Raw genomic sequence first — 16,018 nt, 5'->3', positions numbered from 1 at the left:
TTGTTTACTTGCTTTTTTTCGTATAGCATGGTTGTGTGGAAGAATTTTCTTATGAGGATTCCGACATGTTTACCCAGTTAATATTGGGGGTATTCTTAATATGTTTAGACTAGATTCAGGCAGGTGGTTACATGATTGAGTTCAAGAATGTCAGGAAAGTGTATGAAGACGGGACAGAAGCGATAAAGGGAATTGACTTGCTTATCCCCGAAGGAAAACTTGTCGCGTTGATCGGGCCAAGCGGATGCGGTAAAACGACCACAATGAAAATGATCAATAAGCTGATTGGACTGACAAGCGGTACGATTACAATCAACGGACGGGACATATCGGAAGAGGATGAAGTGGAACTGAGAAGGAATATAGGTTATGTCATTCAGCGCATCGGCCTCCTCCCGCATATGACGATCGAAGAGAATATCAGCCTGATTCCCCGATTGAAGGGCTGGAAGAAGGAAAAGTATGAAAACCGGGTGGACGAGTTGATGAATCTGGTTGGGCTCGAACCCGAAACCTACCGGAAGAGATATCCCCTGGAGCTGAGCGGCGGCCAGCAGCAGCGTGTCGGTGTCATACGCGCACTTGCGGCAGAACCTCCTATTATCCTGATGGATGAACCTTTCAGTGCACTCGATCCGATCAGCAGGGAGCAGCTGCAGGACGAACTGAAGCATATCCAAAGTTCTATACATAAGACTATTGTATTTGTCACGCATGATATCGATGAAGCGCTTAAAATCGCCGATGACATCGCCGTCATGAGAGACGGGAGAATCGAACAGATTGCTTCACCCGGCGAATTGGTTTCTTCCCCCGCAAATGAATTCGTACGTTCCTTTATCGGGGAACACCGGCTGGATGAAGGCAAAAAAGAAATGTCCGTTTTGGATATCATGAGTGAAGATCCGATTATTCTGGAATATGATGAATCTGAATTCGAAAGCATCCCGCATGATGCCACGATAGCTGAAGCTGCGGCTCTCTATGTTTCAAAGGAACCTCCTATTCTGGTCGTAACAAAAGAGGGGCGGCGCATCGGAAGTGTATCCAGAAGCAATATCCTGGAAGCGGTCGCTTCAAAACAAAGAAGGGAGGCACAGTCACAATGATTCATGCCCTTTCGCTATCATTCATCACTACGATTACAAACCGCTCTGATGCCATCATGACGGGGTTGGTAGAGCATCTATATCTTTCATTCGTATCGATTTTCATCGCGATTGTCATCTCATTGCCGCTTGGGATTTATATTTCACGAAAAAAGAATATTGCAGAATTCTATATTGGGATCACCGCTGTCTTTCAAACCATACCGAGTCTTGCATTATTCGGGTTCCTGATCCCGCTTCTCGGTACAGGGAGCACAACGGCTATCATCGCCCTCACTGTATACGCCCTGCTTCCGATATTAAGGAACACATTCACCGGCATTGCAGGAGTGGATGAAGGGGTCATAGAAGCAGGAAAAGGAATGGGAATGACGAACTCTCAGCTTTTATTCAAGGTCGAACTGCCTCTTGCCCTGCCTTTTATCATGGCCGGCATCAGGACCGCAACCGTGTTGACAGTAGGTGTCGCAACGCTTGCAACATTTGTCGGGGCAGGAGGACTGGGTGACCTGATTTACCGAGGGCTTTCCACCTGGAATAATTCCCTTGTACTTGCAGGAGCGGTCCCGGCTGCATTATTGGCATTATTTTTTGATTTTCTGTTAAGACTCTTAGAAAAGGCAACGACACCAAAAGGCTTGAAAGCCCGTAAATAAAAAAATGAAAAGGAGCATACATATGAAAAAAATATTTTCGCCTATCATCATTCTGCTGGCTGCATCCTTATTGATTGCAGGCTGTGGAAACAACGGCGGCAAAGACACGATTACTGTTTCGGGGAAAATGTGGACTGAACAATTTATTCTTACCCAGATCATGGCTGAGTTACTTAAGGAAAAAACAGACCTTGATGTTAAGGTTGACGAAGGGTTGGGAGAGGTTTCGATCCTCACACCCGCTTTGGAGAAAGGCGATATTGATGTGTATGTTGAATACACAGGAACGGGACTGGAAGCCGTGCTCAAAGAACAGGCAGCTGAAGGAGCTTCAGGAGACGAAATTCTCGAACAAGTAAGAAAAGGGTATGAGAAGAAATTTGATGTGACCTGGTTAAAACCCCTTGGATTTGAAAATACCTATACACTTGCTTACACAGAAGATCAGGATTTTGATGCCAAGACATTCTCTGACCTTGTTCCTCTTTCCAAAGATCTCAGCTTTGGAGCACCGCATCAATTCTATGAACGCGAAGGAGATGGGTATGACGCTTTCTCTAAAGCATACGGCTTTGAATTCAAAGCGAAAGAAAGCTACGATCCAAACATCATGTATGAAGCCGTTAAAAATGGTGATGTCGATATCATTCCTGCATTTACCACCGATGGAAGGATCGAAAGGTACAATCTGAAGTCAACTGAAGATGATAAAGGATTCTTCCCTCCATATCATGCTGCTCCGATCATCAGACAGGAAGTACTGAAAGAGCACCCTGAAGTGGAAGATGTCCTGAATGAACTGGCAGGCAAGATATCTGAAAAAGAAATGAGCGAGATGAATGCCAAGGTGGACATCGATAAGAAAGAACCAAAAGATGTCGCCAGGGAATTCCTCATTTCGAAAGGCTTAATAAAAGAATAATCAAAGATAAAGTGAATCCAATCCAGGATTCACTTTATCTTTGAAAGACTTATTCGTAAAATTTTGAAAAATAAAGGATATTATGCTATAAAAAGAGAATAGGACTTTAGAACGCTTACAAGGATATTCAAAAGGACGGTGCATTTTCATGATCGAAAATCCAACACGTGAAGAAATCGGACAGATTCTAAAACGATCCAAGCGGATAGCAGTCGTGGGACTGAGCGACAATCCCGAACGAACTTCTCACTCGGTATCAAAAGCCATGCAGGATCAGGGCTACGAGATCATACCGGTCAACCCGGTCATCGACTCGGCTCTTGGAGTGAAAGCAGTCGCTTCGTTAGAGGAAATTGAAGGCCCTGTTGATATTGTCAATATTTTCAGGCGATCGGAATTTCTGCCTGACCTCGCACGTGAATTTGATAAGATAGATGCAAAAATATTCTGGGCACAGCTGGGTGTCATGAACGAAGAAGCTTACTCTTTCCTTAAAGAACGAGGCTACACGGTCATTATGGACCGATGCATAAAGGTTGAACATGCTTTAACCAAATAGTTCTATCCGGGTGCAAGCGGCGTCTACCGCTTGCTTTTTTTCGGACCGCATTGATGTCTTGAATTCACACTCTTTTTTAAGTGAATAGGGGGAAAAAAGTATACTTTGACTCAGGGGCTATTCATAAAATTAATTTGCGAAAATGAAATTAAGCGCTACAATATAGCATAGTGGTTTACTTGAAATGATGAAAAACAGGTAAACGAACAAGTGTTCTTGTGTTATGATAATAAGAGAACATAAAATCCCGTATACGTTTTTATATACGGGCAGAGAAGTTTGAAAGGGGAATGTTCGTGGCCAACAAGACACAGCCCATGGCTTATAATGATGATGCAATTCAGGTTTTAGAAGGCTTGGAAGCCGTTCGCAAAAGACCTGGGATGTACATTGGCTCTACTGATACAAGAGGGCTGCATCATTTAGTATATGAAATTGTAGATAATGCAGTAGATGAAGCTTTAGCGGGCTTCGGAAATGAAATCATCGTCACCATACATAAAGATAACAGTATTTCCGTACAGGACAGGGGACGGGGGATGCCAACCGGCATGCATAAAATGGGTAAGCCCACACCTGAAATCATCCTTACGGTCCTTCATGCCGGCGGTAAGTTCGGTCAGGGAGGATATAAGACAAGCGGCGGTCTGCACGGGGTAGGTGCCTCTGTTGTTAATGCGCTTTCCGAGTGGCTTGTCGTTACGATTGAAAGAGACGGGATCAAGTATGAACAGCGTTTTGAAAACGGAGGGAAACCGGCAACGACTCTTGAAAGGATCGGCAATACAAAAAAAGCGGGTACACTTATCCACTTTAAACCAGATCCCCGTATATTCAGCACCACTACTTATAATTACGACACTTTGTGTGAACGTTTAAGAGAATCAGCTTTCCTGCTGAAAGGCTTGAAAATTGAAATCAAAGATGAGCGTCATGACCAAAAAGAAGTGTTTCATTATGAGAGCGGCATACAGGCATTCGTACAATACTTAAATGAAGAAAAGGACTCCCTTCACAAAGTTGCTTTTTTTGAAGGCTCTAACCATAACATAGAAGTAGAATTTTCTTTTCAGTTCAACGACGGTTTTTCTGAGAATATCCTCTCATTTGTTAATAATGTACGAACTAAAGACGGCGGTACCCATGAAGCCGGAGCCAAGACAGCCATGACCAGGGTGTTCAATGAATATGCACGTAAGACGGGCATCCTTAAAGATCGTGATAAAAACCTTGAAGGGACAGATATCAGAGAAGGTCTCGCAGCCATCGTATCGGTGCGGATCCCGGAAGAACTGCTTCAATTCGAGGGTCAGACAAAAGGAAAGCTTGGTACCAGTGAAGCCCGTTCAGCAGTGGACTCCGTCGTTTCAGAACATCTGCTTTATTTTCTTGAAGAAAACCCGGATACAAGCTCGCTTCTGATCAAGAAATCGATCAAAGCAGCCCAGGCACGGGAAGCAGCGAGAAAAGCACGGGAAGATGCACGGAACGGTAAGAAACGAAAAAGGTCGGAAACCGTTCTATCTGGCAAGCTGACCCCTGCCCAATCGAGAAACCCTCAGCGAAATGAATTGTACCTTGTCGAAGGTGATTCTGCAGGGGGATCTGCCAAACAGGGACGTGACCGTAAGTTCCAGGCTATTCTGCCTCTCCGCGGTAAAGTCATCAATACTGAAAAGGCGAAATTGCAGGATATCTTCAAGAATGAAGAGATCAATACCATCATCCATGCCATCGGAGGCGGAGTCGGACCTGAGTTCAACGTGGATGACATTAATTATGATAAGATTGTCATCATGACTGATGCGGATACCGACGGAGCACATATCCAAGTCCTGCTTCTGACATTCTTCTACCGTTATATGAAGCCGCTTGTTGAAGCAGGTAAAATCTATATTGCCCTGCCGCCGCTTTATAAGGTAAGCAAAGGAACAGGGAAGAAAGAGAAAATAGAATATGCCTGGACAGATGAAGAGCTTCAAGGTGCCATGAAGAAAATCGGGAAAGGGTATATGATCCAAAGATACAAAGGTCTTGGTGAAATGAATGCAGATCAATTATGGGAGACGACCATGGATCCCGAGACGCGCGCTTTGATCAGAGTACGGATCGATGATGCTGCACGTGCTGAACGCCGTGTGACCACATTGATGGGGGACAAAGTGGAGCCGCGCCGTAAGTGGATTGAAAGCAATGTGGCTTTCGGATTGGAAGAAGACGGCAGCATTCTGGAAAATGAGAACATTACAGTCCAGGAGGAGGGGTAATATATGACAACAGTGGAAAGATATCAAGATTTGCCTCTCGAAGAGGTGCTGGGCGACCGATTCGGACGATACAGTAAATACATCATTCAAGAACGTGCGCTGCCTGACGCAAGGGACGGACTTAAACCGGTACAGCGAAGAATTCTTTATGCCATGTATGTGGACGGAAACACGCAGGAAAAAGGGTTCCGTAAATCTGCCAAAACTGTCGGTAATGTAATCGGTAACTACCATCCCCACGGTGATACATCCGTATACGACGCGATGGTAAGGATGAGTCAGGATTGGAAAGTACGTAACTTCCTTGTAGAAATGCACGGCAACAATGGGAGTATAGATGGAGACCCCCCTGCTGCGATGCGTTACACAGAAGCCCGGCTTTCAGCAATCTCGATGGAACTGCTCCGGGATATCGATAAGGATACGGTTGAATTCATCCCTAACTTCGATGATACGTCAAGTGAACCGACAGTCCTGCCATCCCGGTTCCCTAATCTCCTGGTTAATGGTTCGACGGGGATATCTGCAGGTTATGCAACGGATATCCCGCCCCATCATTTAGGTGAAGTGATCGATGCAGCGATTATGAGAATCGAGAAGCCTCAATGTACGGTCGATGATTTAATGACCGTCATGAAAGGACCTGATTTCCCTACCGGGGGAATCATCCAGGGTGTGGATGGTATCAAAAAGGCATACGAAACAGGAAAAGGGAAAATCGTTGTCCGAGGGAAAGCTGAAGTGGAAAATATCCGCGGAAGCAAGCAGCAGATCGTCATCACAGAAATCCCTTATGAAATCAATAAAGCGAACCTTGTCAAAAAGATGGATGAATTCAGAGTAGACCGGAAAGTCGAAGGGATCGCAGAGGTACGCGATGAGACAGACAGGGAAGGATTGCGGATTGTCATCGAATTGAAGAAGGATGCGGATTCGAGCGGCGTACTGAATTATCTTTATAAAAACAGCGACCTTCAAATTTCTTACAACTTCAATATGGTGGCCATCCATAACCGCCGTCCGAAGCTCATGGGGATCGAAGGGATGCTGGATGCCTATATCACCCACCAAAAAGAAGTGGTTACAAATCGCACCAAGTATGACTTGAAGAAAGCCAGCGACCGTCAGCACATTGTAGAAGGCTTGATGAAGGCATTATCGATCCTTGATGAAGTGATCGCGACCATTCGTGCTTCCAAGGATAAAAAAGATGCAAAAAACAATTTGATAGACAAGTACGGTTTCACAGAAGCCCAATCTGAAGCAATCGTCAGCCTGCAATTATACCGCCTGACAAACACCGATATCACTGCTCTTCGCAGTGAAGCGGAAGAATTGGATAAATTGATTGCTGAATTGACGTCTATCCTCGAAAGCGAAAACAAGTTATTGAGTGTCATTAAAAAAGAGTTAAAAGCGATCAAGAAACAATTTGCAGATGCAAGAAGGACTAAGATCGAAGATAAAATCGAAGAACTTAAGATCAATCTTGAAGTATTGATTGCAAGTGAAGACGTCATGGTGACGGTTACTCAGGATGGTTACATTAAACGCACGAGTCTTCGTTCTTACAGTGCTTCAAACGGGCAGGACCTCGCCATGAAGGAAACGGACAGGCTGCTCGCCCAATATGAAATGAACACTACCGATGTCCTCCTTGTGTTTACCAACAAGGGGAATTATATTTACTGCCCTGTACATGAACTGCCTGATATACGCTGGAAAGACCTCGGGCAGCATGTGGGCAACATCGTGCCGATCGACCGCGATGAACAGGTATTAAAGGCCATTCCGGTCAAGGATTTCACAGAAGATCAATATCTTCTTTTCATCACCAAGAACGGAATGACGAAGAAGACCGAGCTTGCACAATATAAAGCGCAGAGATATTCACGACCTCTTGTGGCCATCAACCTGAAAAGTGGCGATACACTGGTTGATGTTCATCTCACAGACGGCAAGCATGACCTCTTCCTTGCCACCAGTCAGAGCTACGGATTGTGGTTCACCGAAGAAGAGGTAAGTGTCGTCGGTCCGAGAGCTGCAGGAGTCAAAGGGATCAACCTTAAAGAAGGGGACTTTGTAGTCTCAGGCAAGATTGTGACCGCTCGGGATAAGGAGTTTGTCTTCCTTGTCACACACCGAGGGGCAGTGAAAAAGATGAAACTGTCCGAATTCGAAAGAACTAGCCGTGCTAAACGCGGCGTCATCATGCTCCGTGAGCTTAAATCAAACCCTCATAGAGTGGCTTCGATTGAGATTGTAAATGATACACATGAAGTAGAACTCATCAGCTCAAAAGGCAGGACGGAATATGTCAGGATAAGAGACCTCCGTGCAAACGACCGTTACTCCAATGGTTCATTTGTTATGGATGAGTCGGAAAGCGGAGCTGTGGTCCGCAGCATCTTAACTACGATGGAAGATAAATAAATAATAGGCAGACGACTAAGAACTTTTTCTTGGCCGCCTGCTTTTTTATTAGATTTTCTGAAGCTCTCACCTCACAGGATCAATTTTGTATAAAAATAAGGATACATGCCGAAATGGGCAAGATTTCTTAAGCTTCCCAAGCGGATTATTTATATTTTTACATCAAAATCTCATTAATATTTGATTGGATATTGTTTATTTGGTAGATTAAAAAAGTGTCACTGTGGGTAAACATACATAGGTTCAAGCGTTTACATTTTATTACAACTAGAAGGGGGAAATATGTATGGAGTTATTTAATTCAATACTGGGAACTCTGAATGATTTTATGTGGGGGTATATCCTGATCGCCGGCCTTGTAGGCCTTGGTCTTTATTTTTCCTTGCGTACTAAGTTTGTGCAATTCCGTTATATAGCCGAGATGGGACGGCTGCTTACGGATAAAACAACCATTTCAGCAAAAGGGAAGAGAGGGATTTCCTCTTTCCAGGCATTCACCATCAGTACTGCTTCCCGTGTAGGTACCGGGAATCTTGCCGGAGTAGCAACTGCTATTGCGGGGGGAGGCCCCGGAGCGGTTTTCTGGATGTGGCTTATTGCATTGCTAGGCGGTGCAACCAGCTTCATTGAAAGTACTCTTGCTCAAATCTATAAAGTGAATGACGGGAAAGACGGTTTTCGCGGAGGACCTGCCTATTACATGGAAAAAGGCCTGAATGCACGCTGGATGGGAATCCTTTTCGCCATCATCATCACTTTTTGTTTTGGTCTTGTATTCAACTCAGTTCAATCGAATACCATCTCCCTCGCTATGGAAGGAGCCTACTCCTTTGATCGTTTAACGACCGGGATCATCCTGGCTGTACTGACAGCAGTCATCATCTTTGGAGGGATCAAGCGAATTGCAAGCGTCACGCAGATTCTGGTTCCAATCATGGCAATCCTTTATATCATACTTGCGCTCTATATCCTGATTACCAATATCACTTTGCTCCCTGATATGTTCGCCATCATTTTTGAAAGTGCGTTCGGACTTAGGGAAGTGGTAAGCGGCGGAGTCGGAGCTGCCATCATGATGGGAATCAAGCGAGGACTATTCTCGAATGAAGCGGGTATGGGTAGTGCACCGAATGCTGCAGCCTCTGCCGGGGTGACGCACCCTGTCAAACAAGGATTGATCCAGACATTGGGTGTATTTACGGACACGCTTATCATCTGTACCGCGACTGCGTTCATGATCATCCTTTCCGACCAGTACACGACTGGGATCGACGGAATACAGCTCACACAGGCTGCCCTCAGCTTCCATGTGGGTGAATGGGCAGATACGTTCGTTGCAGTCGCCATTTTCCTATTTGCCTTCAGTTCAGTAATCGGTAACTACTATTATGGTGAAACAAATATCGAATTCATCAAGTACAGTCCTGTGGCTCTATTTATCTATCGATTGGCAGTAATCGGAATGGTCATTTTCGGAGCTGTAGTGAAGCTTGATGTGGTATGGGGACTGGCAGACCTGTTCATGGGTCTCATGGCGGTCATCAACCTGATAGCCATTACTCTGCTGACAAAGATCGCATTGGCAGCCCTGAAGGACTATCGTGCCCAGAAGAAAGAGGGAAAAGATCCGGTATTCTATTCCAATTCCATTAAAGGATTGAAGGGTATTGAATGCTGGGACGAAAAACCCGGAACGGAATCAAGAGATCGATAATTTTAAAAAACCAACTCTCTCGTGAGTTGGTTTTTTTACATACTTTTTCCTAATCTGGTCAAGATAATAGAGAATTATCTTACTGAGGAGAGGACACTATGCGTAAAGAATTATTGTTTGCTTTTGGTGCATTTTTCATTTTGTCCCTGCATGCAATCGCCGGAAACTTTTCAGATGATGCAAATGAACAACCAAAGGAAGCTGAATTGACAATCCATACTTACTCAAAAGATATAACCGGAGACGGAAAAAAAGATAAGATCAATCTGATGGCCATTCCTTTTTCGCCTGATGCCTTATTCCTGAAAGAGGTGTGGGCAGAGATTACTACATCAAATGGAAGTAAGATACGGATCGACTATGATGGCGGATACGAGCCGAAAATGGAGTTCGTGGATCTGAACCATGATGGAATCAAAGATATGCTGTACTCTGCAGCAACAGGAGGGAGCGGTGGACTATATGACATGAATCTGCATACTCTTGCAGGGAACAAGTTAATTGACCTCGGATTGCCCCAAGGACCTGTCATTCAGGGACAATTTCAAGACGGCTATAAGGCAGTTGTTACATTCCCAGATACCAATCAATCCTATACGATTGATTTAAGCAGCCGTAAAGAAGATTATGAACGGCTTGGCATCTATACGGATGGAAAATTGAATGAACCGATGGAACTGATGGTACTGCCCGCTGCGTTTTATAAACCTGCCAAAATAGAAGGAAAACAGGGGAAGGGGTTAAAAGGCTATCAGCAAATCAGCGGTGCATATAAAGCTGATGGAATCGGCACAGCCGTTTCCAGCTGGTACTATGAGAATGATAAATGGAATCTCATTGGGATAAAATGGGATGCTGATCCAGTGCAGACACAGAAAATGGGCGATTGACATACACTATTACAGGCCAAATTCTGAAGGAGGCTTATATATGAGTGAATTCAATCCTGAGAAGTTGTCTCTAACCTATTTGCCGCCGGCATCGATCTTTTTTCCCATTGATAATAGAAGATATACATTGACTCATTCTGACATTACCGGGGATCTTTACTTAAGTATCGGATGTCATTACGATTCCACTAAAATAAATACACAAATGAGGGATGAAGTGCTTGCTGAATGGCGCCGGGACGGTGGTCAATATACTCTTTGCGGAAGGGTGTACGTAAGCGGGGGAGAATTTGATGAAAAGCTTTCACAGGTGAGATTCATGATTTTCAAAAAGGAACTTCCCCTGGCACTAAGTGCAATCGTGAATGGTGATGAGGGATTCTTTACCTATTACCCTTGGCTTCTTGATGCACCTGTGTATATTCATTTCGAGTCTGTTTTTGAACAGTTCAATCAAGTGATTTATTTCGGTACTCCCAGACAATATTTATTAAAACTGAATCCAGCATAAAGAGCGGCTGCTCTTTATGCTTTTTTAGTATAGCAGCAATTAGTTGAAACCATTTTCAACCTAATTCGTAATAAGAATAAAGAGGAGGGAGATACATGCGGTTTTACTCCAAAAAAGGGAAAGTGTTGTTTCCTATACTTATTGTTGTATTAATACTGATGGCGGCATCTTCACTGGCTTCCGTCATGGATTTGGAGTTCCTTCAGAGAATACCCGGTGCTGACAGCGGGAATGGTCAGGGTTCTCTGTTTGTAACCGTGCCAATAATGGCGCTGATCATCTGGCTGGTTGCAGCGACTTATTATGAAATAAGCGGGGAAGAGCTGAAAATTGCTGCAGGTCCGATTCGCTATACGATACACATTCATACAATCCGGTCGATTGAGGCTTCAAAAAATCCGATTTCAAGCCCGGCATTATCACTGGATCGGCTGAGGATAGACTATAATCAGAGCAATGTTGTATATATTTCACCAAAGGATAAAAAGGAATTTACAGATGAGTTATTGAAAATCAATCCGAATATCAGGGTTCATCTGGAGAAAAAGTAGTTGTTATTATGTAAACTTATATCAATATGGATGATGAAGCAGGTATTGGGAAACGAACCAGCAGATTCAACCGTATTGATATTTTTTTTGAGTTTTATTTGATTGATGTATTTATGGGAAGAAAATTTCAAAACGACGGTTAAAATGAATACGCAGCGGAACGAATAATTTTTTTGTGATTAATAATTCAATAAAAAAGAAAAAAGCAAATTAAAGACAAAACTGACTAACGGATAATAACCATAGAATTACAGAATTTTTTAGTTTTGTCTCAATATTAATAGTATACTTTTGATATGAGACTATTTTGGATATTTTTGTTTAGGTTCCTAGAATTGATATTATGTTAACCTTATAAAAAATTCACATCTCTTATATAACCAATAAAACCAGCCGTGTTGACGAGCGACACAAAAGTACAGACAAATGTGACACAAAAGTTTAGACACTATCCTTTTTGACACAAAAGTCAGGAACCTTCCCCTATTGCTTTAATTTTGAATTACTGTTCGAATGATTTGTTGGGTTCATTATAAAATTGAGAACTTCTTATAAAATTTAATCCTTAATTGTTATGACACAAATTTATAGACAAATTGACACAAAAGGACAGATTATACCTATGGTAGCTCTTCGATTACATATACCTTCTGACGCTTTGGATGAATTACTACTCCAAAAAATATATCGTCATTAATAAAAGCCCAATCACCGTAAAGAATCTTTTCAAGAGTACTACTCTTAACTTTGGTTAATTGCCTTGATATCCGATTATATTCAAAAATTAACGATCTAGAAAGTATCATTAATAGAAAGTTCTCTATATCTTCTTCAGATGCTTCTTGGAGCTTAAGGATTACATAAAGGTCATATAAAATTACATCATACAATTTCGCAGCAAATTTTGGTTGTTCATATATTACTGGGTACCTTTCCTTGCCGTTTTCAATGGAACGAAGATCTCGGCTTATATTGATATACAATTTCCATATTAAGTATGTTGTTAATCCTCTTGTATACTTTATTTCACTAAGTGAATTCCTAGAAATTAGTTTAACACTTCTTAATTCCTCAATAGTCATTTTACTTTTTAGGTGTCGGTTAATAGAACTGACTATTTTCCTTGAAGAATGAAAAATGTTATCTAATCTTGCTTTACTAATCCCTTTGACTCTTCTATATTCATAAGTGGTGATTGTAAACTTTTCACCAGATTTATCGTTTTTAATTAATTCAAACAGCTCCAATGGTATGATGCCATTCAATCTGAAAATATTTACTGATTTTTTAATTCTCAAATCAGATTCAAGCCACGATCTAATTTGTTTCATTGGTAAATCATAAGTATGTGTAGATACTTGTCCATTCATTAGCTTAGATAGATCAGATGCAAATTCATACCCGCAGGGGCACAGATATAGTGAAAAATTTGGGATTACTCTTTTGTAGGGATGCTGTTTGTCACATGATGGACAACCACTAATTAATTCGACTGAATGAAACGGACACTTTGATATAAGAGTAAATTGATGTAAGTAACTATGGTAACCAACTTTAATGCAAATTGGGCATACCCTTACTTTTGGATAACAAAAATTGTTTAGTATTCTTCTCCCCAATATAGGGATGGAAAGATCCTCTTTGGCTTTTTTGTTTTCAATTGAATCCCCTAATATTTCTTCCCAAAATGGTGCCATGCTCTTCTCGGTTATATTAGAAACTTGATTACAGAATTTGAATTTTTCAGAAATACTTAATATAGATTCATACGGCTGTACCCAAACATTTTTCCATGTGAACATAAAAGGATTACCTGCCCGTCGCTTTTTTATCATTATAGACAGGTTTACATATTGTCAATCGCCTCTTTAAACGGATTCCTCTTATAATATACACCCCTTGCTTTTTTTCTTTTGCGTCTCTCCCTTTCTGTGAACTGAGGGCAATTGCAATTTTTCTTTGCATTTTCTAATAGTGAAAATAAATCAGGAGAATCTTTTCTTATTTTTTTGAATATTTTACCTTCTTTCCTGATTATAAGTAAGGGGAAGTATTTTAAACTGTAGATTGAATTAACTGAAAACTTTTCTTTTGGAGGGTCTCTCCTTTGCAAAGCATATTCTAAACATCTATAGAACTCAGCAAGGATTAATTCTGAAACTAAGTGAAGCGTTATCCAGGAGTAACTTACCTTTGATATAGAATAATTTTCGGGGAAGATTTCTCCATATTCTAATTGAGATAGGTAATTCGAAAAATTATACTGATCCACAGGAAATCCATAATTATATATATATTCCCTGAAAAATGGCTGGGTTCCCTCATTATCCACATCTTTATAACTGTTAAAACGTTGCAGTCTTGCTCTCCATAGAGTATAAGCAATAGCTAAAGGACATAACTCATTATTGGGAATTTCTTCTCTATATCTTGTTAACTCGACTATACAACCCCTATGACATTTCAGCGTAGTATTTCTTAAATTCCGAGCAATACTTGAGCATACTTTATCTGATTTCTCATGAAGATCTTCTAAATCTTCTTTTGAGAAAGTATGTTCATAAATCTGTACGCTTTTAATCCATTTAGCTTTTCTTCTTCTCTCTCTCACTAACCTTTTCTCTAGATAATCATAATTTTCACCAATCGTTGCAGTCATGTACTTCTGGTCAAGTGAATGTAATAAAAAGCTAAGGTCGTATTTAAATGATTTCTTTTCATCGTTGTTAGATACTAAATTCTCATTAAAAATAATACTATTTCTAACTTTATTAATTTCGCTCTTTTTTAATGAGAACCAACTTATTAAATCTTGCGCTCTAATAATTGGTCTAAATGTTTGCGATGGTAAGGGATTAATTTTATTTGAGGAAAATTCGAACCCACATATACATTTATAATCTAAAGAAAAGCTATTATCTTCAAGTATATATGGAAAGTTTTCATTGCATTCAGGACAATTTGCAAATAAGCTTATTTGGTGAAATGGACATTCCTTAATAAAATTGAATTGATGGAGTGTGGAGTGATATTTCTTTTCAAGGCAGAGCGGACAGAAGCGTAAGATTGTACTAAAATATTGATATAAAGAAAAATCTTCATTAAAGAGAGGACTTATAATATCGTCAAGTAATTCTTCGTTCTTTTCTTTCAAAGGAAAACTTATTAATTGTTTCACTATATTCTCGTCCAAACCATTTAAGTTGTAAAAAGACTTATGATATTGTCCAATTTTCCCTTTCAATTTACGCACATCGTCATTTCCAGCCTCTAATAGGAATTGCCTAAAAGAAATTGAGTTATAGTGACAAAATTTTTGAATTATGCTCCAAGGTGATTCGTAATCTAAAATCCAGCTAGATCTCCATGTAGTCTTTGTGTTTTTCAATTCTGCATAGGAAAAAACTAACTTCCCTGATTTCATGACTGAAGCACCTCCGCGTGAATGAAACCAGATACTTTGATTGCTTCTTTCCATAATGTTTTTGTGGGCCAGTCAATATTACCAACGTTATTTGCACCGTATTCTAGCAGTACATGGTTAACGATTGAAATTAAGTAGTGCATTGGGATTTCCACTTTTTTATTTATTCCATTTTCGGCTCTTAACTCTAACAATGAACTCCAAATATATTCTGCCTCATTTTCTAATCTAAAACCTTTATTAAATCCATTTGGGAAAAAGAAGTTTGTATAGCTGCAATTACTCCCAACTGGAAACTCTGTTACTTCGTCATAAGAAGATAACATATAGGATAATTCGTCCATCTCTCTAACTCCGTAAAATCTTTCTTCATGCACCATGAACCTTCCGACAATTTGCTTTGCTGTTGTTAAATAAGTGCTTCGACGATGGGTAAGTTCATTTTGACCAATTAAGATCGTCGTTAAAGTAATACCGAATGAATCGAGTTCATTATATATGTCCATAAGCCACTCAAATTCAATGTCAGTTAACCTTTGGGCATCATCAATAAATAATACGATTTGCTTTCTAATCGTCTGATCCCCTTTATCCAATAAGAAATTTGATAACCGGTTCCTTTTGGCAACTGCTTTACCTTGTGAGTACAAATCGTGTCCTACATCCTTTAAGAAGAATTCGAAAAATGCATCTTCACTTGGTGTTTTTCTTTTTCTTGTCTTAATTTTCAAATTCAACCACTGGTTTGGGTATTTGTAGTCAAACGTATTTTGAATATATTTGATCGCTCTTGTCTTTCCTAATCTAGGAGCACCATAAATAATTCCACCTGGAACCCTCATTTGTATCCAGTGTCTCATTGGTTCTAATATTTCGTTAATTGCAATTGTGTCAATGATGTAGTCCCCAGTCTCAACTGGGTGTCCACCTATCGGGATAGATGGTCGGTTATGGTTACTAATTATTTTCTCTTCCATAAACT

General features: G+C 40.9%; 13 protein-coding genes. 10 read left to right on the top strand and 3 right to left on the bottom strand.

What is annotated here, in order from left to right; all coding sequences use genetic code 11:
* The first annotated feature begins 131 nt into the window (after positions 1-131).
* The 10 genes from ACKA06_RS07770 to ACKA06_RS07725 all read left to right on the top strand — a co-directional run bounded on the left by ACKA06_RS07770 (position 132) and on the right by ACKA06_RS07725 (position 11,612).
* The gene (locus tag ACKA06_RS07770) at positions 132-1,109 is read left to right on the top strand and encodes an ABC transporter ATP-binding protein (RefSeq protein ID WP_411159386.1); all 978 of its coding nucleotides are present in this window, start codon (positions 132-134) and stop codon (positions 1,107-1,109) included.
* Positions 1,106-1,765 (top strand): ABC transporter permease, encoded by a 660-nt coding sequence (locus tag ACKA06_RS07765; RefSeq protein WP_032088505.1) that lies wholly within the window; start codon positions 1,106-1,108, stop codon positions 1,763-1,765. The genes ACKA06_RS07770 and ACKA06_RS07765 overlap by 4 nt, the downstream gene beginning before the upstream one ends.
* A 22-nt stretch (positions 1,766-1,787) precedes the next feature.
* On the top strand, positions 1,788-2,687 hold the full coding sequence (locus ACKA06_RS07760; RefSeq protein ID WP_411159385.1) for an ABC transporter substrate-binding protein: 900 nt from the start codon (positions 1,788-1,790) through the stop codon (positions 2,685-2,687).
* A gap of 148 nt (positions 2,688-2,835) precedes the next feature.
* On the top strand, positions 2,836-3,246 hold the full coding sequence (locus ACKA06_RS07755) for a CoA-binding protein (protein WP_197670936.1): 411 nt from the start codon (positions 2,836-2,838) through the stop codon (positions 3,244-3,246).
* Positions 3,247-3,563: 317 nt separating this feature from the next.
* A complete protein-coding gene (gene parE, locus ACKA06_RS07750) occupies positions 3,564-5,513 on the top strand; it encodes a DNA topoisomerase IV subunit B (protein ID WP_098151233.1) in 1,950 nt (649 codons plus the stop codon).
* Between the two features lie 3 nt (positions 5,514-5,516).
* Positions 5,517-7,946: a DNA topoisomerase IV subunit A gene (gene parC / locus ACKA06_RS07745; RefSeq protein WP_411159384.1), complete on the top strand. Its 2,430-nt coding sequence runs from the start codon at positions 5,517-5,519 to the stop codon at positions 7,944-7,946.
* 286 nt (positions 7,947-8,232) lie between these two features.
* Positions 8,233-9,660, top strand: coding sequence for an alanine/glycine:cation symporter family protein (locus ACKA06_RS07740; protein ID WP_032088500.1), 1,428 nt, complete (start codon positions 8,233-8,235; stop codon positions 9,658-9,660).
* Between the two features lie 98 nt (positions 9,661-9,758).
* The gene (locus ACKA06_RS07735; RefSeq protein WP_032088499.1) at positions 9,759-10,550 is read left to right on the top strand and encodes a hypothetical protein; all 792 of its coding nucleotides are present in this window, start codon (positions 9,759-9,761) and stop codon (positions 10,548-10,550) included.
* Between the two features lie 40 nt (positions 10,551-10,590).
* Positions 10,591-11,061, top strand: a complete 471-nt coding sequence (locus ACKA06_RS07730) for a staygreen family protein (RefSeq protein ID WP_198257601.1) — start codon at positions 10,591-10,593, stop codon at positions 11,059-11,061.
* 95 nt (positions 11,062-11,156) lie between these two features.
* Entirely contained in the window at positions 11,157-11,612 is a 456-nt protein-coding gene (locus ACKA06_RS07725; RefSeq protein ID WP_411159383.1) for a PH domain-containing protein, read from the top strand.
* A 620-nt stretch (positions 11,613-12,232) separates the two neighbouring features.
* Here ACKA06_RS07725 and ACKA06_RS07720 read toward each other — a convergent pair.
* Genes ACKA06_RS07720 through ACKA06_RS07710 form a run of 3 tightly spaced genes read right to left on the bottom strand, consistent with a single transcriptional unit; the run spans position 12,233 to position 16,013 of the window.
* On the bottom strand, positions 12,233-13,414 hold the full coding sequence (locus ACKA06_RS07720; RefSeq protein WP_159362043.1) for a hypothetical protein: 1,182 nt from the start codon (positions 13,412-13,414) through the stop codon (positions 12,233-12,235).
* 44 nt (positions 13,415-13,458) lie between these two features.
* A complete protein-coding gene (locus ACKA06_RS07715) occupies positions 13,459-15,036 on the bottom strand; it encodes a TniQ family protein (RefSeq protein ID WP_159362044.1) in 1,578 nt (525 codons plus the stop codon).
* Positions 15,033-16,013, bottom strand: a complete 981-nt coding sequence (locus tag ACKA06_RS07710; protein ID WP_159362045.1) for an ATP-binding protein — start codon at positions 16,011-16,013, stop codon at positions 15,033-15,035. Before ACKA06_RS07710 ends, ACKA06_RS07715 begins: the two co-directional genes overlap by 4 nt.
* Positions 16,014-16,018 lie beyond the last annotated feature (5 nt).

It is taken from the genome of Rossellomorea oryzaecorticis, assembly GCF_045897515.1.
Classification (GTDB): Bacteria; Bacillota; Bacilli; order Bacillales; family Bacillaceae_B; genus Rossellomorea; species Rossellomorea enclensis.
Note: the sequence above shows the minus strand (reverse complement) of the source record. Positions and strands in the feature narration are given on the sequence as shown.

Coding starts and splice junctions, on each gene's coding strand:
- ACKA06_RS07770 (WP_411159386.1), top strand. CDS start 132: ATGATTGAGTTCAAGAATGTCAGGAAAGTGTATGAAGACGGGACAGAA.
- ACKA06_RS07765 (WP_032088505.1), top strand. CDS start 1,106: ATGATTCATGCCCTTTCGCTATCATTCATCACTACGATTACAAACCGC.
- ACKA06_RS07760 (WP_411159385.1), top strand. CDS start 1,788: ATGAAAAAAATATTTTCGCCTATCATCATTCTGCTGGCTGCATCCTTA.
- ACKA06_RS07755 (WP_197670936.1), top strand. CDS start 2,836: ATGATCGAAAATCCAACACGTGAAGAAATCGGACAGATTCTAAAACGA.
- parE (WP_098151233.1), top strand. CDS start 3,564: ATGGCTTATAATGATGATGCAATTCAGGTTTTAGAAGGCTTGGAAGCC.
- parC (WP_411159384.1), top strand. CDS start 5,517: ATGACAACAGTGGAAAGATATCAAGATTTGCCTCTCGAAGAGGTGCTG.
- ACKA06_RS07740 (WP_032088500.1), top strand. CDS start 8,233: ATGGAGTTATTTAATTCAATACTGGGAACTCTGAATGATTTTATGTGG.
- ACKA06_RS07735 (WP_032088499.1), top strand. CDS start 9,759: ATGCGTAAAGAATTATTGTTTGCTTTTGGTGCATTTTTCATTTTGTCC.
- ACKA06_RS07730 (WP_198257601.1), top strand. CDS start 10,591: ATGAGTGAATTCAATCCTGAGAAGTTGTCTCTAACCTATTTGCCGCCG.
- ACKA06_RS07725 (WP_411159383.1), top strand. CDS start 11,157: ATGCGGTTTTACTCCAAAAAAGGGAAAGTGTTGTTTCCTATACTTATT.
- ACKA06_RS07720 (WP_159362043.1), bottom strand. CDS start 13,414: ATGTTCACATGGAAAAATGTTTGGGTACAGCCGTATGAATCTATATTA.
- ACKA06_RS07715 (WP_159362044.1), bottom strand. CDS start 15,036: ATGAAATCAGGGAAGTTAGTTTTTTCCTATGCAGAATTGAAAAACACA.
- ACKA06_RS07710 (WP_159362045.1), bottom strand. CDS start 16,013: ATGGAAGAGAAAATAATTAGTAACCATAACCGACCATCTATCCCGATA.